A 17,568-nucleotide genomic window follows, 5' to 3' on the forward strand; every position below is an offset into this window, starting at 1 on the left:
CAGGGATGTCCAGCATGCCAGAGGAAAAAGCTGCCTGGCTTGAACGATCTTGCTGGTTTGCGGGTGCGATGCGCTTCACGACATTTTTTTCACATCCCCTTGCTAGGATCGCCGCCACAAGAAGGAGCGATCGATGATTCAAGTGTTGCGCAAGCGTGGCGTCAAGCTGACCTTGACGGCGACGGCAGGCGTGGTGGCCTGCGCCCTGGGCTTCTTTGCCTGGCAGACGTTCTATCCGGTGCAGGCCTCCGATGGCTGGCATCTGCAGGTGCTGCACCGTGACGTGGCCAAGGCTGCCTCGCTGCTGCCGCTGGCCGATGGCAGCCTGTTGGTCAGCCGCGAGCTGGACGATGGGCTGGGCAGTATTCTCAAGATCACCCCACAGGGCGAGCGTGTGGTGGTGGTCGATGGCCTGTCCAAGCCTGACGGCATGGTCGCGGTCGAGGGCGGCTGGGCGTTCAGCCAGGAGGGCGGACTGGCCCCGGTCAGCGTGTCTCGCGATGGCCAGATCACCGCCTTGTTCAACGGCGAAAGCGTGCAGGGCCTATGGAACGATGGCGATCACCTCTACGCCATCGAGGATCGCAAGGGCGATGGCCGCCTGATGCGCTACGACTGGCAGAGCGGCCAGGTGGAAGTGCTGCGCTCGGCGCTGACTGAAACCGAAGGCCTGACCCGCTGCAGCGGTGGCCAGTTGCTCTATACCGAAAAGGCTGCCGGCAAGATCCGCGCGCTGAACGAAGGGGGTGAAGACCCGGTAGTGGCCGAGGGGCTGCGCAATCCCACCTTCCTGTTCTGCGACCAGCGCGGGCTGTGGATCAGCGAAGACTCCACGCATCGCGCGCGCCTGCTGCGCATCGATGCCGATGGCAAGCGGCATACCGTGTTGTCCTTCCTCAAGGCACCGCAGTCGATCGTGCCCGATGGCAAGGGTGGCTACCTGCTCGCCGAAGGCGGCCGCGATCGCGTCCTGCACCTGTCGCCGCCCGAGCAGGAACTGGATGCGCATGTGGCCAGCCTCGACGGCCAATAGCCCTGGCCCGTTGGGCGGGCAATGCGTTGCGGCAAGCCCTCCCAGGGCCGGCAAGCGTTTCACTTGGGTTGCGCGATCAGCAGCAGCGACTGCGGCACCGGGCTTTGGGGGTGTTGCGGCTCCTGCAGCGTGCACAGGTTGAAGCCTGCCATGTCCAGTGCGGCAAGCCAGCTGGACAGCGTGCGGAAATACCAGGGCATGGGTTCCCAGTTGCCCTCGAAGCCTGCAAAGGACTCGACCCGCCAGCCATCCTGATAGTTGCCCGCGGCAGCACTCCACGGGTGCAGGGTCTGGATCAACAGTGCGCCGTCGTGTGCCAGCCTTGGCGCCAAGGCGCCGAGCAGCGGGATGATGTCCTGATGCAGCAGGGCGAAGTTGGCACAGATCAGCGAATAGTCCCGACCGATCTCCACCTCGGCGCCAATCAGTTGCGCGTAGCTGGCCAGGTGCACCTGCGCTGAGCCTGCAGCCTTGGCCGACTCGACCAAGGTCCTGTCGCCGTCGACACCCACCGCCTCGATGCCCCGGCCTTCCAAGGCGCGCAGCAGCCAGCCCTCGCCACAACCGAGGTCGAGCACACGCTCCGGCTGGCGGCCGAGGATCGCCAGCAAGATCGCCTGGTCGGTGACCTGGCGGCGCGAGGCGATGCTGCCGCTGCGCACGGCCTCGATCCAGGCCTCGGCATTGCGCTGCCAGCTGTCCAGCAACTGGGTGGTGGGATCGGGCATCGGTTGGCCTGCTCACATTGGCGATGAACAGCATTCTAGTGCAACGCTGCCGCGATACTTGTGCATTGACCCATGCCGCCGCCACACTGGCCTCCCTTAACAAGGAGCAGCGCATGGCACTTTCGACGACGGATTTCACCACCCGGTTGCTGATAGACGCTGGCGTCGGCCCTGGCATGCGGGTGCTGGATGTCGGCTGTGGAACGGGTGATGTTAGCGTGCTGCTCGCCGAGTTGGTCGGGCCTGACGGGGCGGTGGTCGGCGTCGACCAGTCTCTGGCCGCGCTTGAGCTGGCGCGCCAGCGTTCGCCTTTTTCGGGCCATGCCCCGGTCGAGTTCGTCGCCTGTGACCTGCATCGCTTGCCTGAAGCCCTGGGGCTGTTCGATGCCATCGTCGGTCGGCGAGTGCTGATGTACCAGCCAGACGCCGTCCTGGCCGTGCGCAGGTTGTCCAGGCTGTTGCTGCCTGGTGGCGTGCTGGTGTTCCAGGAACACGACAGCACCCTGACCCCGGCAAGCCTGGCGCCTTTTCCGCTGCATCGCCGTGCCCAGCAGTGGCTGCAGCGCATGCTCGCCCACGAAGGGGCGGACCTGCATATCGGCTTCAACCTGCATCGCATCCTCACCGAAGCCGGACTGCAGGTGCAGAGCCTGCGCGCCGAATGCCTGTTGCAGACCCCGGACAGTCCCTACGGGCTGGCAGCGATCATACGTGCGTGCCTGCCACGAATCCTCGAGCACGGCATCGCCACGGCGCGTCAGGTGGGGATCGAAACGCTACAGGCACGGCTGGATGCCGAGCGCATGCAGTCGCAGGGGATCTATATCGGCGACATGGCCTTCGGGGTGTGGGCGAACAAGCGTTGACGCAGTAGGAGAGGGGGCTTGCCAATCGCTAATGATTCTCGTTAATGTAATGTTATTACGTTATCAAACGCCCTGTCGGAGAATCACTATGCAAGTCTTGTCATCCCTCAAGCACGCCAAGATGCGCCACCGCGACTGCCAGGTGGTCAAGCGCCGCGGCCGCCTTTATGTCATCTGCAAGTCGAATCCGCGCTTCAAGGCGCGCCAGGGTGGCGTGAAGAAGAAGCGCGGTTGAGCGGCAAGTCTGCTTTCAAGGATGTGAGCAAGACGGTTGCTCCCATCCGCGAATGTGCGGCGGTATACTCGCCGCCCGTTCGACTGTTAATCCGAGTATTTCAATGGGTTTTTCCGCTACCGTCACACCTGAGCCGCGTCGCCTTGGCGCGCCGCTGATTGCCCTGGCCCTGCTGCTGGCAGGCGCCTGGTTCCTCAACCTCAATGCCGGTTTCAAGCAGGTGCTGTTGCTGTTGGTCGGCGCGGCGCTGGGCCTGACCCTCTACCATGCCGCTTTTGGCTTTACCTCGGCCTGGCGGGTGTTCATCAATGAACGCCGTGGCGCAGGTTTGCGCGCGCAGATGGTCATGTTGGCGCTGGCGGTCCTGCTGTTCTTCCCGGCGCTGTCGGCGGGCAGCTTGTTCGGCAACCCGGTCACCGGTCTTGTGGCCCCAGCCGGGGTATCGGTGGTGTTCGGCGCGTTCATCTTCGGCATCGGCATGCAACTGGGCGGTGGTTGTGCCTCGGGCACGCTGTTCACTGTCGGTGGCGGGAATGCGCGGATGCTGGTGACGCTGCTGTTCTTCATCATCGGCTCGGTCACCGCGACCCACCATGCCGACTGGTGGTTCGCCTTGCCCTCGTTCCCGGCCACCTCGATCGTCCAGGCCTGGGGCATGGGGCCTGCGCTGGTGGTCAGCCTCGCACTGTTCGGGGTGATCGCCTGGATCACCGTGGTGCTGGAGAAGCGTCGCCATGGCGCACTGGAAGCGCCCGTGGGCAGCGAGCACCAAGGCCTGCGTCGTTTCCTGCGCGGGCCGTGGCCGCTGGTGTGGGGCGCAATCGCGCTGGCGCTGCTCAATTACGCCACCCTGGCGCTGGCCGGACGCCCCTGGGGCATTACCTCGGCCTTCGCCTTGTGGGGCGCCAAGACCTTGAACGGGTTGGGCGTGGATGTGGGCAGCTGGGTGTTCTGGCAGGCGCCGGCCAACGCCAAGGCCTTGGCTGCACCGCTGTGGCAGGACATCACCACGGTAATGGACCTGGGGATCGTGCTGGGCGCCTTGCTCGCCGCCGGCCTGGCTGGACGCTTCGCGCCGAGCCTGAAGATCCCGACGCGTTCGCTGGTCGCCGCGGTGATCGGTGGCCTGCTGCTGGGGTACGGTTCGCGCCTGGCCTATGGCTGCAACATCGGCGCCTATTTCAGCGGCATCGCCTCGGGCAGCGTGCATGGCTGGTTGTGGTTGGTGGCGGCTTATACCGGCAACCTGATCGGTGTGCGACTGCGGCCGCTGTTCTTCGCTGGCGAGCGGCGCGCAGCGACCCTGACCGGTTGCTGAGGCGCCTTCAGGGCACTGCAGCGTAAGCGATAGGTGCCTGCCAACTGTTGAGAAACTACATGAGGTTTTTCTATAAATTACCTCATGTATGTTTCTTATCTTATTGATATTAATAGTTTTATTTTGTGGGTAATTCCGGCCCGACCAAGGCTCTGAACCTTACAAGCTGATCTTCTGTTTTCGTTTTGATGACAATTCGATAATGATTCTCATACGAGATTCGTTGTCATATGAATGCCGGTCAACCGGTATTCAGGACTTTCATCGAATCGAACAAGGAGAAAGGCAGCGATGTTCGCGCCCATCAGCCGTAGCATGACCCTGACCCTGGGTCTGTGCGCCACCGTCATCAGCCCGGCAGGGTTGGCCGAAGAGCGCGAAAAGCGTTCCGAGGAAGGCGTACTGGAGCTCGGCTCCACCGAAATCCTCGCCCAGGGCCTGGGCAGCACCACCGAGCACACCGGCTCCTACACCACCGGCAGCATGAGCGCCGCCACGCGCCTGAACCTGTCGATCAAGGAAACCCCACAATCGGTCTCGGTGCTGACCCGCCAGCAGCTGGACGACTTCCAGCTCGACACCCTGTCCGAAGCGCTGAGCCACGTCACTGGCGTGACCGTCCAGCGCAACGACTCCGAGCGACCGACGTACTATGCGCGCGGCTACTCTATCAACAACTTCCAGATCGATGGAATGCTCAACACCTTCTCGGGGCTCAAGTCCGACTCCGACACCATCATCTATGACCGTATCGAGGTGGTGCGTGGCGCTACCGGCCTGACCACCGGTGCGGGTGATCCCTCCGGCACCATCGCCATGGTGCGCAAGCGCCCGACCCATGAGCTGGCGGTGAAGACCGGCATCAGTGCCGGCAGTTTCGACAACTACTACAGCTACCTGGACGTTGGCGGCCCGTTGGGCTGGGACGGGCGCTTGCGTGGGCGCACGGTGCTGGCCTATCGCGACAACAAGTCGTACATGGACCACTACCAGACCCAACGTGAGGTGGCCTACGGCATTCTCGAGGCCGACCTTACCGACAGCACGGTGCTGGCGGTCGGCTACGACTACCAGAACAAGCATGTCCAGGGCTCCAGCTGGGGCACCGTGCCCTACTGGAACGCCGATGGCAGCAAGGCCAACCTGCCGCGCTCGACCAACCTGGCGGCCCCCTGGTCGTCCTGGCCGCTGAAGGACCAGACGGTGTTCGCCACCCTCGATCAGCAACTGGGCAACGACTGGCTGCTCAAGGCGGCCTACACCCACCGCCAGAGCGACAGCGACGGCAAGGTCTACTACGGCGGCAATGGCTTCCCCGAGGCCGACCGCAGTGGCATGAAAGCCTGGAGCAGTCATTTCTCCGGAGAGGAGCAGATGGATGCCGTGGACTTCAACCTTGCAGGCCCCTACCAGCTGCTGGGCCGTACCCACGACTTCATGATCGGCTACGGGGTCTCCGAGCGACGCGACAGCTCGCCGTACTACACCGGCCGCAACGATCCGCAGGGCTACGCGATCATCCCCGACTGGAAATACATGGGCGGGATTCCCAAGTTCTACGATCGCAAGACTGGCCTGGATGAATCGCGCTCGCGCATCGAGCAGAAGGCCGGCTACATCGCTACCCGGCTCAATCCCACCGATCGCCTGCACCTGGTCCTCGGCAGCCGCTACGGTAGTTGGAAGACCACCAGCAAGTCCTGGACATACGATGACAACCTGGCGGTCACCGACATCTCCCGCAGCGAGCAGACCCAGAACGACCAGTGGACGCCCTATGCCGGTGTGCTTTACGACCTCAACGAGCAGTTCACGGTCTATGTCAGCTACACCGATATCTTCAACCCGCAGACCAACAAGGACATCAGCGACAAGTACCTGGACCCGGTCGTGGGCAAGGTCTACGAGTTGGGGTTGAAGGGCAGCCTGTTCGAGGATCGGGCCAACCTCAGCGCCGCGGTGTACCGCAGCAAGCAGGACAACGTTGCGGAGGTCGACGACTCGGTGCCGCCAGGCCCCAACGGTGAGCAGTACTACAAGTCCGGTGGCAAGGGGGCGGTGGTCGAGGGCTTCGAGGCCGAGTTGGCAGGCGAGGTGATGGCGGACTGGCAGATGAGCCTGGGCTACAGCTACACCCACGCGCTGCGTGGCGACAAGACGCGCAAGGACACGGCCCGACCGATGAATCTGGTGCGTTTCTCCAGCACCTACAAGGTGCTGCCAAAACTGACCGTGGGCGGCACCCTCGACTGGCAGAGCCACACCTTCGGTGTCGGCAACCGCCCGGTGGGGCGCAATGCATCGGGTGGCATCATCACCGTCAGGGACCGCATGAGCCAGCGGGCGTTCTCGGTGGTCGGGCTGATGGCCCGCTACCAGGTCGACGAACACCTGTCGGCCTCGGTGAACGTGAAGAACCTCTTCGACGAGCACTACTACAACAACCTGGGGTTCTACAACGGCGTCTATAACGGCGAACCGCGCACCCTGATGGTCAGCCTGGACTGGTCGTTGTAGCGTCTTGCGCCTGGCCTGCGATGCGCACGCACGCGCTCGCAGGCCAGGCTCAGCGCCCCAGCGGCAACGCCACCGCGATCATCGCGAACAGCGCGCCGCAGCAGCGGTTGAAACCCTTGCCGCCCTTGGCCAACCACGGCCTGATGCGACCGGCCAGGCGTGCCAGCAGGTATTCGACCAGGCATTCCACGCAGGCGAACGTCGCCGCCATCACGATGAACTGCAAGGCCAGGCCGCGTTGCGGGTCGATGAACTGTGGCAAAAAGGCGCCATAGAACAGCAGCACTTTCGGGTTGGACAGCGCCGACAGCAAACCCTGGCGGAACAAGCCGGCATTTCCCAGCCGGGTCTGGCCCTGGGCCAGGTCCAGGTGCAAGGGTGGGGCCCGCCAGAGCTGGATGCCGAGCCACAGCAGATAGGCGCCGCCGACCCACTTGAGCACTTGCAGCACGGAACCCGACGTTTGCAGCAGTGCGCTCAGCCCGAACATCGCCAGGGCGATCAGGGCGCTGAAACCACACATGCCGCCGAGGATGGTGAACAGCGTTCGCCGCGCGCCGTAGCGGGCGCCATGAGTGAGGGCCAGCAAACTGTTCGGCCCCGGGGTCAGTGACAGGCCGATGCTTGCCAGCAGGTAGATGAACCAGGTGTCGAGTGCCATGAGAACGCCTTGTAGGAGAAGGGGCGGCGGGCCCGCTGCGCGGAAGCGGCCCTGTGAGTGCGGAGTATAGGGCCGCTTGTCTTTATGCATGGGTATGATCTGACAGTTCAACTGTTGGCTTGCCAACACCCTGCGCACACTTTGCCCGCCATCGATCACCGCGTATTTGGCAAATCCCAGCAAAATCAGGGGGTTGAAACCCGGCACAACTCCTGCAAATGCCCCTGCATGCCCAGTCATCCGCAGGAGCGCCCTTGAACCGACTCAACTTCCCCTTGATCCCGCTCTGTGCCGTGCTGGCGCTGGTCGGCTGCGAGCGTGCCGAGCAGGTCATGACCCATAGCGACCAGCCGGTGCGCGGCGGAACCCTGGTCTATGCCACCGACCGCGAGCCCACCTGCCTGGACCCGCATGTGGCGGGTGACATGCCGCAAGTGTTCGTGGCTCAGCAGTACCTGGATTCGCTGGTGTCGATGGACAGCGACGGCCGTATCGGCCCTTGGCTGGCCGAGCGCTGGGAGGCGTCCGCCGATGGCCTGAGCTACACCTTCCACCTGCGCCACGACGTGCATTTCACCGACGGCACGCCGTTCAATGCCCAGGCGGTCAAGGCCAATCTCGACCACATGGCCGACCCCAAGACCCAGTCCAGCACCGCAGGCGGCTATATCCGCCAGTATCGCGGCACCGACATCGTCGACGAATACACTGCCGTGGTGCACCTGGCCACGCCTTACGCCGCCTTCCTCGAAGTGCTCGCCCAAGGCTTTCTCGGTATCCAGTCACCCACCGCGCTCAAGCGCAGCCGTGACGAGAACTGCGAAAGTCCGGTGGGCAGCGGGCCATTCAAGGTGCTGCGCTGGGACCGGCAGAACCAGGTCGAGCTGGTGCGCAATGCCGACTACAACTGGGCGCCGCCGACTGCCAGGCACCAGGGCCCGGCGTATCTCGAGCGCATCGTGTGGAAGTTCATCCAGGAACCTTCGGTGCGTTTCGCCTCGCTGCAGGCCGGTGAGGTGGACGTGATCGAGAGCGTACCGCCCGAGTCGCACGAGGCGGCGCGGCGCAACCCGGATGTCGAGCTGATCATCGCCCAGCGCCCCGGCAACCCCACTAACGGCACGTTCAACCTGCGCCGGGCGCCCTTCGATGATATCCGTGTGCGCGAAGCTTTCGTGCGCAGCGCCGATATCGAAGGTGCGCTCAAGAGTGTGTACTTCGGCGAGTTTCCGCGAGCCGGCGGCCCGCTCAGCGTGGCCACGCCGTTCTACAGCGGCGAGTTCGAGCGCAGCCAGGACTACGATCCGCAGCGCGCCGCCCGATTGCTCGATGACGCAGGCTGGACCGGGCGTGATGCGCAGGGTTACCGCACACGCAATGGCAAGCGCCTGAGCGCGGTGGTGCTGATCGGCGCGCGTACACCGCCTTCGGAGCTGACCCTCTGGGAGCAGGTGCAGGCCACCACCCGTCAGGCCGGCCTGGAGCTGGTGATCGACCAGATGAGCGACGCCCAGGTCACCGCGCGCCAGGCCGCCTGGGACTACGACATCCGCACCGGCTACTGGAATACCAACACCCCGGATGTGCTGCGCATCATCTTTGGCTCGGCGTTCGTCCAGCCGGCAGGCGTCGGCGGCTATCACCAGAACTCCTCGGGCTTCGCCGATCCGGGCTTCGACGCGTTGCTCGACGACGCCCTCGCCACCCAGGACCCGGAGCGCCGTCGGGCGCTGTACTTCAAGGCTCAGCAACAGGCCGCCAGCCAGTACCTGCAATTGACCACTTACCCGCAGAGCACCCGGCTGGGTCTCTACAAGACGGCCCACGGCGTGCGCCTGGAGCCCTCGCTGGCGGTGACCTACCTCTATGACGCATGGGTGAGCAAATGAGTGAAGCGACGACCCTGACCGATCCCCGCCGCGAGCGCCTGCGTGCGCTCGGACGCCGCGCCGCTATTCGCCTGGGCGGTGGCCTGCTGGTGCTGTGGGCGGTGGCGACCCTGACGTTCTTCGCCCTGCGTCTGATGCCGGGTGACCCGGTGCTGGCGATTCTCGGTGGCACCACCGGCAACCCGACGCCGGAGGCCATCGAGGCAACCCGGCGCGAGTACGGCCTGGATAAACCGTTGCCGGTGCAATACGCGCTGTATCTCGGGCGTCTGGTGCAGGGCGACCTGGGCCAGTCCTATTCCCAGCACCAGCCTGTGACCCGCGTGCTGGCGGAACAGGCCGGGGCAACCCTCGAGCTGACGTTCGCCGCACTGGTGCTGGCCTGGTTGCTGGTGCTGCTGTTGACGGTGGTCACGGCTGGCCGGGGCCGGCTCATCGGCGGACTCGCCTCGCTGGCCGAAACCCTCAGCGCCGCCTTGCCGCACTTCTGGCTGGGGGTGGTGCTGCTGGCGGTATTCGCCTTCGGCTTGCGCTGGTTCCCGCCGGCGGGCAGCGACAGCCTCGCAAGCCTCGTGCTGCCGGCATTCTCCCTCGCCATTCCGTTGGCAGGGTTCATCGCCCAGGTGACCCGGGAATCACTCGAGCTGACCCTCGATCAGCCCTTCATTCTCAGCGCCCGCAGCCGTGGCCTGAGCGACCTGGCGGTGCGCTTCCGGCATGCGCTGCGCCACGCCCTGCTGCCGGGCGTGTCGCTGTCGGGCTGGGCCATCGGTGCGCTGATCAGCGGGGCGGTGGTGTGCGAAGTGATCTTCTCGCGCAAGGGCGTGGGCCGTCAGTTGTACCAGGCGGTGCAACTGCAGGATTTGCCGTTGGTGATCGGCATCACCCTGGTGGTGGCTGCTGCCTACGTGCTGGCCAACGTTCTCGTGGACCTGCTCTATCAATGGATCGACCCACGCCAACAGGAGACGAGCGCATGAGCGACCTGATTCTTGAACACAGCCAGACGCCAGTGCGTCGACAAGTGCGTTTGCCCTGGCCGCCGCTGGGGGCGAGCCTGGCGATCCTGTTCCTGCTGGCGCTATTGCTGGCGGCGCTGGCGCCGGGGCTGTTCACTCGCATCGACCCCTTGGCGATCGTGCCTCGTGAGGCGTTCCAGGCACCGAACTGGACGCACTGGCTGGGCACCGACCAGTCGGGGCGCGACATCTTCGCGCGTATCGTCCACGGCGCGCGTCAGAGCCTGCTGATCGGCGTGGCGGCCACCTTGCTGTCGATGGCCATCGCCGTCAGCCTCGGGCTGCTCGGCGGATTGGGCGGGGCGCGGGTGGACCGTGGCGTGGGCTGGCTGCTGGAGGTGCTGTTCGCCTTTCCCAGCCTGGTGCTGGCGCTGCTGTTCGTGGCGGTGTTCGGCAGCGGTGTCGGCCCACTGATCATCGCCACCGGTCTGGGTGGGGCACCTGGCTACGCGCGGATGGTCCGCGGCCAGGTGCTGGCGGTGCGCAATTCGGGCTATATCGAAGCGGCGCGGGCGCTGGGGCACCCGACCGCACGCATTGTCCTGCGTCAGTTATTGCCCAATGCCATGCGCCCGTTGGTGGTGACCCTGACCATGGGCGTCGGTCAAGCCATTGTCTGGGCATCTGCCCTGAGTTTCCTGGGGCTTGGTGCCCGACCACCTGCACCTGAGTGGGGCACCATGCTGTCGATGGGCCGCGATTTCATCGCCAGCGCCTGGTGGCTGACCTTTTTCCCCGGCCTGTTCATCGTGCTCACCACGTTGGCGACCACCGCGGCCGGCCGCTACCTTCAACACCGCCTGGAGGGCCGCCTGCCATGAGCGACAAGACCTTGATCGTCGAGGGCCTGAACGTGACGTTCGAAGGCCGCAGCGTGGTGCGTGAACTGTCTTTCACCCTGGCGCCGGGTCGCTGTGTGGCCCTGGTGGGGGAGTCTGGCTCGGGCAAGAGCGTCAGCGCCCGCAGCCTGGTGGGGTTGGTGGGTGCGCGTGGCGAGGTGACCGCGCGCACCTTGGGCTTTGCCGGTCGCGACCTGCTGGCCCTGAGCGAGCGTCAGTGGCGTGCGGTGCGTGGCAAGGATATCGGCTTCGTGCTGCAGGATGCGCTGGTGTCGCTCGACCCGCTGCGGCCTGTGGGCAAGGAAATCCTCGAGGTGTTGCAGACCCATGGCTATGGAGATCGGGCGCAGCGCGCTGCGCGCGTACTGACGCTGCTCGAACGGGTCGGGGTGCCGGACGTGGCGTTGCGTGCGCGGCAGCGGCCAGGCCAGCTTTCTGGAGGGCTGCGCCAGCGGGCGCTGATCGCCAGTGCGCTGGCACTGGATCCGGCGCTGGTGATCGCCGATGAACCCACCACTGCGCTCGATGCCACGGTCCAGGCGCAGATTCTTGAAGTGTTCCAGCAGATCAAAGCGCGGGGTGCATCGCTGCTGATCATCAGTCATGACCTGGCGGTGGTTGCGCAACTGGCCGATGAGGTCGTGGTGCTGCGCCATGGCGAGGTGGTGGAGCAGGGGCCGATGCAGCAGGTGCTGCGCCAGCCACGGCATCCCTATACCCAGGCGCTGTTGGCCGCGGTGCCGGCGGAGCATCCGCGTGGCAGCCGCCTGTCGCCGGAGCGTTCGGGCGAGGGAGTAGCGCGTAGCGCCGTGCCTGGCGAGGTGCTGCTGCAAGCCCACGGCCTGGGTAAGCGTTACACCGGCCCTGACGGCGTGGTGCGTCAGGTGGTCCAGGGCGTGGACTTCACCCTGCGCGCCGGGCAGACCCTGGGCATCGTCGGCGAGTCCGGCTCGGGCAAGACCACGGTTGCGCGCATCGCCCTCGGACTGCTGCAACCGGACCAGGGCGAGGTGCTGTATCGCGGCCAGCCATGGAACCGCCCGGGCAATACCGTCAGCGAAGCCAGCCGCCGCCCGCTGCGCCAGCAGATCAGTGTGATCTACCAGGATCCGCTGGGTTCGTTCGACCCGCGCTGGACCGTGGCACAGATCCTCGATGATGCCTTGCAGGTGGCGGGCTTCGAGGCTGCGGCGCGTCCGGCGCGCATTCATGTGCTGCTCGAGCAGGTGCGCCTGCCGGCCAGCCTGGCCAGCCGCCGCCCGTTGCAGCTCTCCGGCGGCCAGCGCCAGCGTGTGGCGATCGCCCGCGCCATCGCCAGCGAGCCGAAGCTGATCATCTGCGACGAGCCGGTGTCGGCGCTGGACGTGTCGGTGCAGGCCCAGGTACTCGACCTGCTGGCCGACCTGCAGGACACCTTGGGCCTGGCCTATCTGTTCATCTCCCACGACCTGGGCGTGATTCGCCATGTCAGCGATGACGTGCTGGTGATGCGCCATGGCCAGGTGGTCGAGCACGCGCCGGTCGAGCAGTTGTTCGAGCAGCCTGCCCACGAATACACCCGCCGTCTGCTCGGCTCGGTGCCGCGCCTGCCGGGCAGCGGCGCCGAGCTGGTGGTGCCGCCGCTGGACCTGGAACACGAAGCCTTCGACCTGTTCGATGAGTCACGCCTCTGGAAAATCGCCATTTAAGGATTGCCCCATGACCACCTTCCAACGTTTCCCCTCCCAGGCTCCCGCCGCCAGCGTCGAGGCCTTGAAGACGCGCATCGATGCGCTGCTGCCACACATCGCCGCCGGTGCCGCCGAACGCGAGCGCGAGCGCCAACTGCCGTTCGAGGCCATCGCCCAACTGGCTGCCGCCGGGCTCTACACCGTGCGTATTCCGACCCGTTATGGTGGGCCCGGTGGCACGGTGAGCGATGTCATCGAGCTGCTGCTGAAGATCGCCTCGGCCGATTCCAACGTTGCCCAGGCCCTGCGCCCGGGTTTCGCCTTTGTCGAGGGCCTGCTGGTGTCGAGCGCAGAGGATGCCGAACAGGAGCGCGAGCGCTGGTTCGCGCGCTACCTGCAAGGCGCGGTGATCGGCAATGCCGGCTGGGAACTCGGCGGCGCCAATGGTGCCATCGCTGCAAGGCTGGTCCGCGAGGGTGACCACTATCGCGCCAATGGCAGCAAGTTCTATAGCACCGGAGCGTTGTTCGCCGACTATGTCAGCGCGGTGGCGCTGGATGAGGACGAGCAACCGGTGTCGTTCATCCTCCCGCGTGATCGCGACGGCCTGGAGCTGGTCGATGATTTCGATGCCATGGGCCAGCGCCTGACCGCCAGCGGCACCACGCACCTGCGCAATGTGCGGGTGGAGGAGAGCGAACTGCGCACGCGTACCGTGGAGGAGGGCCGGCGTACGCTGGTGACGCCGTTCCTGCAACTGTTCCTGGGCACCGTGCTGGCCGGGATCGCCCGCAATGTGCTGGACGATGCCACCCGCTTCGCTCGCGAGCATGCCCGGCCGATCAAGCACAGCACGGCCAGTCGTTCGGTGGACGACCCCTATGTGGAACTGAGCGTGGGCGATATCGCAGCGCGCGCCTACGGCGCCGAGGCGCTGGTGCTGAAGGCGGCCGCCACGATCGACCGGGCCTGGGCGGCGCAGTTGGACGAGGCATTGGTGGAGCAGGCTGCCCTCGAGGTGGCGCAGGCCCAGTACCTGGTCGCAGAACTTGCGCTCAAAGCGGCCGAGACGCTGTTCGACGTCGGCGGCGCCTCGACCACCGGGCGCGCGCACAATCTCGACCGCCATTGGCGCAATGCCCGTACCGTGGCCAACCACAATCCACGGCAGTGGAAGGCGGCGGTGGTCGGGGCCTGGCAGCTCAAGGGCACCCGCCCACCGGTGTCGGGGTTGTTCTGAGGAGGCGCTATGCAAACCTGCACTCACAGCTTGCACATTCAATGATGTTCCTTGCGCGCCACTGCAGGTATGCTCGGGGAAGCCTTTCCGAACTGTCCTGATCCAAGGAGCTGCACGCTGTGTTCAAACATGTCGATGCCTATGCCGGCGACCCGATTCTCTCGTTGATGGAAGCCTTCAAGGTCGATCCCCGTGCCGACAAGGTCAACCTGAGTATCGGCCTGTACTACGACGAAGCCGGTGTGGTGCCGCAGCTGCCATCGGTAGGCCAGGTCGAGGAACGCCTGGCCGGCCAGCCGCATGAAGCCTCGCTCTACCTGCCCATGGAGGGCCTGGCCAGCTACCGCCAGGCGATCCAGGCACTGCTGTTCGGTGCCGACCACCCGGCCGTGACCGGCGGGCGTGTCGCCACTGTGCAGACCGTGGGTGGCTCGGGAGCGTTGAAAGTCGGTGCCGACTTCCTCAAGCGCTACTTCCCGCAGTCCGAGGTGTGGGTCAGCAATCCGACCTGGGACAACCATCGCGCGATCTTCGAAGGCGCGGGCTTCAAGGTGCACACCTACCCGTACTTCGACCAGGCCACCCGCGGCCTGGACTTCGATGGCATGCTGGCAAGCCTGCAAACCTTGGCCAAGCACAGCATCGTCCTGCTGCACCCGTGCTGCCACAACCCCACCGGCGTCGACCTGAGCCAGAGCCAGTGGCAGCAAGTGGTCGAGGTGGTCAAGGCGCGTGAGCTGATCCCGTTCCTCGACATCGCCTACCAAGGCTTCGGCGAAGGCCTGGCCGAAGACGCCTATGCCATCCGGGAAATGGCCCGTGCCGGTGTGCCGTGCCTGGTCAGCAACTCGTTCTCCAAGATCTTCTCGCTGTACGGCGAGCGGGTAGGGGGGCTGTCGGTGGTCAGCGATGACGCGCAAACCGCCCAGAGCGTACTGGGTCAGCTCAAGGCTACCGTGCGCCGCAACTACTCCAGTCCACCCAGCCATGGTGCACTGCTGGTCGCTGGAGTGCTCGGCGATGCCGGCCTGAACGCCCAGTGGCAGGCGGAAGTCGAGACCATGCGCAAGCGTATCCTCGACATGCGCCAAGGGCTGGTCGATGCACTGGCCAAGCAATTGCCAGGCCAGGACTTCCAGTTCTTCCTGCGCCAGCGCGGCATGTTCAGCTACACAGGCTTCAGTGCCGAGCAGGCACGTCGCCTGCGTGACGAGTTCGGTGTGTACATCATCGACAGCGGCCGGGTGTGCATGGCGGGCCTGCGTCCGGACAACCTGCAGCGTGTCGCCGAGGCATTCGCGGCGGTGCAACAGGGCTGATCCGCCGGCCCAGGCATGCCTGGGCTGTGGGAGCGGGCTTGCCTGCGAATGAAGACGTGAGATTACCGACGCCTTCGCGGGCAAGTCGCAGCGGCGAACCGCCGCTCCCACCATCATCCGCTTACTTTTCCCAAAACAGGTGCCGTCCCTCGGACGGGGCTTCGCAACAGCACCTATTCAGTGCACAATCGCGCCCCTCTTTTTCGGTTGAGGTGGCGTGAGGCTTCTATTTCGCCACTCTCAGCCTGTTGCAGTCTTGCGAGTGGAGTTGCACCCGGAATGAATGAGCAGGCCCAAAGCGTTGAACAACGCTTCGAATCGACCCAACAAGCCACCCTCGGTAGCTGGTCGCGTCAAGACACCACCTGGATGCTGGGCCTGTTCGGCACGGCCATCGGCGCAGGTACGCTGTTCCTGCCGATCAACGCCGGCCTCGGCGGTTTCTGGCCGCTGCTGATCCTGGCCGTGCTGGCCTTCCCCATGACCTACTACGCACACCGTGCGCTGACCCGCTTCGTGCTGTCCGGCAGCAAGGGCGGCGATATCACCGAGGTGGTCGAGGAGCATTTCGGCATCACTGCCGGTGCACTGATCACCGTGCTGTATTTCTTTGCCATCTTCCCGATCCTGCTGATCTACAGCGTGGCGCTGACCAACACGGTCGCAAGCTTCATGGAGCATCAATTGCACATGACGCCACCGCCCCGGGCGATCCTCTCGTTCGTGCTGATCCTCGGCCTGCTGGCCATCGTGCGCTGCGGTGAACAGGCCACGGTCAAGGTCATGAGCCTGCTGGTGTATCCCTTCATCGTCGCCCTGGCGCTGCTGGCCTTGTACCTGGTGCCGCACTGGAATGGTGGCATTCTCGATACTGCTGGCCAGTTGCCGTCTGGCTCGGCGTTCGTGCACACCCTGTGGCTGGCGATCCCGGTAATGGTGTTCTCGTTCAACCACTCGCCGATCATCTCGGCCTTCGCGGTCGACCAGAAGCGTCGCTATGGCGACCACGCCGATGAGCGCAGCGGGCAGATCCTGGCCCGTGCCCACCTGCTGATGGTGGTGATGGTGCTGTTCTTCGTGTTCAGCTGCGTACTGACCCTGAGCAGCGCGCAACTGGCCGAGGCCAAGGCGCAGAACCTGTCGATCCTGTCGTACCTGGCCAACCACTTCAGCAATCCGGCCATCGCCTTTGCTGCGCCGCTGATCGCTTTCGTCGCCATCGCCAAGTCGTTCCTGGGCCACTACATCGGTGCCAGCGAAGGCCTCAAGGGCATCATCGTCAAGACCGGCCTGCGCCCGGGCGCCAAGACCCTGGACCGCGTGGTCGCGGCACTGATGCTGGTGGTGTGCTGGATCGTCGCCACGCTCAATCCGAGCATTCTGGGCATGATCGAGTCGCTGGGCGGGCCGATCCTCGCGGTGCTGCTGTTCCTGATGCCGATGTACGCCATCCGCCGTGTGCCGTCGATGCGCAAGTACAGCGGTGCGATGTCCAACCTCTTCGTCGTGGCGATCGGCCTGGTGGCCTTGAGCTCGGTGGTCTACGGCCTGCTGAACTGAGGCCGTTGCACAGCGCAGGCGGGCGCGCGGCAATCCGCGCCTGCCTGTTGCTCGAAGCTTGCAGCCTGGCGCTAAAAGCGATTAACTCGGAATCCTTTTCAAACCCCGTATAAGGATTTCTGCCATGGCTCAAGTGACTCTCAAAGGCAACCCGGTTCAGGTCAAGGGTGAGCTGCCCAAGGTCGGTGCCCAGGCGCCTGCCTTTTCCCTGGTCGGCGAAGGCCTGGCCGACAAGTCGCTGAAGGACTATGCCGGCAAGCGCAAGGTGCTGAACATCTTCCCGAGCGTCGACACCCCGACCTGCGCCACCTCGGTACGCAAGTTCAATGCCCAGGCCAATGATCTGGCCAACACCGTGGTGCTGTGCATCTCGGCCGACCTGCCGTTCGCCCAGGCACGCTTCTGCGGCGCCGAAGGCCTGGAGAATGTAAAGAACCTGTCGACCCTGCGTGGTCGTGAGTTCATCGAGAACTACGGCGTTGCCATCGCCGACGGCCCGCTGGCCGGCCTGACCGCCCGCGCCGTCGTGGTGCTGGATGAAAACGACAAGGTGCTGCACGCCGAGCTGGTCGGGGAAATCGCCGACGAGCCGAACTACGAGGCGGCTCTGGCTGTTCTGAAGTAAACGCTGGCCAGAGGGTCGCCCGCGCGGCCCTGGCGGTTTACACACTGTT

Annotated in this window: 15 protein-coding genes; 13 read left to right on the forward strand and 2 right to left on the reverse strand. The window is 65.1% G+C overall.

All coding sequences use genetic code 11. From position 1 onward, the window contains the following. Window positions 1-133: 133 nt before the first annotated feature. Window positions 134-1,033, forward strand: a complete 900-nt coding sequence (locus IAE40_RS12635; protein ID WP_200603269.1) for a hypothetical protein — start codon at window positions 134-136, stop codon at window positions 1,031-1,033. Between the two features lie 59 nt (window positions 1,034-1,092). Here IAE40_RS12635 and IAE40_RS12640 read toward each other — a convergent pair whose 3' ends face one another. Further along, window positions 1,093-1,761: a class I SAM-dependent methyltransferase gene (locus tag IAE40_RS12640; RefSeq protein ID WP_197891088.1), complete on the reverse strand. Its 669-nt coding sequence runs from the start codon at window positions 1,759-1,761 to the stop codon at window positions 1,093-1,095. 113 nt (window positions 1,762-1,874) lie between these two features. Between IAE40_RS12640 and IAE40_RS12645 the strand changes: the two genes are divergently transcribed. From IAE40_RS12645 to IAE40_RS12660, 4 genes are all read left to right on the forward strand, one after another. Further along, a complete protein-coding gene (locus IAE40_RS12645; protein WP_200603270.1) occupies window positions 1,875-2,627 on the forward strand; it encodes a methyltransferase domain-containing protein in 753 nt (250 codons plus the stop codon). A gap of 88 nt (window positions 2,628-2,715) precedes the next feature. Continuing rightward, window positions 2,716-2,862, forward strand: a complete 147-nt coding sequence (gene ykgO, locus IAE40_RS12650) for a type B 50S ribosomal protein L36 (RefSeq protein ID WP_200603271.1) — start codon at window positions 2,716-2,718, stop codon at window positions 2,860-2,862. A gap of 103 nt (window positions 2,863-2,965) precedes the next feature. Next, window positions 2,966-4,180 (forward strand): YeeE/YedE family protein, encoded by a 1,215-nt coding sequence (locus IAE40_RS12655; protein WP_197891092.1) that lies wholly within the window; start codon window positions 2,966-2,968, stop codon window positions 4,178-4,180. Between the two features lie 291 nt (window positions 4,181-4,471). Then, a complete protein-coding gene (locus IAE40_RS12660) occupies window positions 4,472-6,697 on the forward strand; it encodes a TonB-dependent siderophore receptor (protein ID WP_153773796.1) in 2,226 nt (741 codons plus the stop codon). A gap of 49 nt (window positions 6,698-6,746) precedes the next feature. Here IAE40_RS12660 and IAE40_RS12665 read toward each other — a convergent pair whose 3' ends face one another. Then, entirely contained in the window at window positions 6,747-7,358 is a 612-nt protein-coding gene (locus tag IAE40_RS12665; protein ID WP_054890823.1) for a LysE family translocator, read from the reverse strand. Window positions 7,359-7,576: 218 nt separating this feature from the next. On the opposite strand from IAE40_RS12665, the gene IAE40_RS12670 reads away from it, so the two are divergent. The 8 genes from IAE40_RS12670 (at window position 7,577) to tpx (ending at window position 17,519) form a co-directional block, all read left to right on the forward strand. Then, window positions 7,577-9,247, forward strand: a complete 1,671-nt coding sequence (locus tag IAE40_RS12670; protein WP_200603272.1) for an ABC transporter substrate-binding protein — start codon at window positions 7,577-7,579, stop codon at window positions 9,245-9,247. Next, window positions 9,244-10,227, forward strand: a complete 984-nt coding sequence (locus IAE40_RS12675; protein WP_200603273.1) for an ABC transporter permease — start codon at window positions 9,244-9,246, stop codon at window positions 10,225-10,227. Before IAE40_RS12670 ends, IAE40_RS12675 begins: the two co-directional genes overlap by 4 nt. Next, a complete protein-coding gene (locus IAE40_RS12680; protein ID WP_200603274.1) occupies window positions 10,224-11,087 on the forward strand; it encodes an ABC transporter permease in 864 nt (287 codons plus the stop codon). The genes IAE40_RS12675 and IAE40_RS12680 overlap by 4 nt, the downstream gene beginning before the upstream one ends. Then, complete coding sequence (locus tag IAE40_RS12685; RefSeq protein WP_200603275.1) at window positions 11,084-12,793, forward strand: dipeptide ABC transporter ATP-binding protein; 1,710 nt, start codon at window positions 11,084-11,086, stop codon at window positions 12,791-12,793. Before IAE40_RS12680 ends, IAE40_RS12685 begins: the two co-directional genes overlap by 4 nt. Before the next feature lie 10 nt (window positions 12,794-12,803). Next, the gene (locus tag IAE40_RS12690) at window positions 12,804-14,015 is read left to right on the forward strand and encodes an acyl-CoA dehydrogenase family protein (RefSeq protein WP_200603276.1); all 1,212 of its coding nucleotides are present in this window, start codon (window positions 12,804-12,806) and stop codon (window positions 14,013-14,015) included. A 119-nt stretch (window positions 14,016-14,134) separates the two neighbouring features. Next, window positions 14,135-15,334, forward strand: a complete 1,200-nt coding sequence (locus IAE40_RS12695) for an amino acid aminotransferase (protein WP_065862743.1) — start codon at window positions 14,135-14,137, stop codon at window positions 15,332-15,334. A 279-nt stretch (window positions 15,335-15,613) separates the two neighbouring features. Beyond that, complete coding sequence (locus tag IAE40_RS12700) at window positions 15,614-16,894, forward strand: serine/threonine transporter (protein WP_054890817.1); 1,281 nt, start codon at window positions 15,614-15,616, stop codon at window positions 16,892-16,894. 124 nt (window positions 16,895-17,018) lie between these two features. Beyond that, window positions 17,019-17,519: a thiol peroxidase gene (gene tpx / locus IAE40_RS12705; protein ID WP_054890816.1), complete on the forward strand. Its 501-nt coding sequence runs from the start codon at window positions 17,019-17,021 to the stop codon at window positions 17,517-17,519. The last annotated feature ends 49 nt before the right edge of the window (window positions 17,520-17,568 follow it).

It is taken from the genome of Pseudomonas sp. S44 (genome assembly GCF_016624805.1).
GTDB lineage: Bacteria > Pseudomonadota > Gammaproteobacteria > Pseudomonadales > Pseudomonadaceae > Aquipseudomonas > Aquipseudomonas machongensis.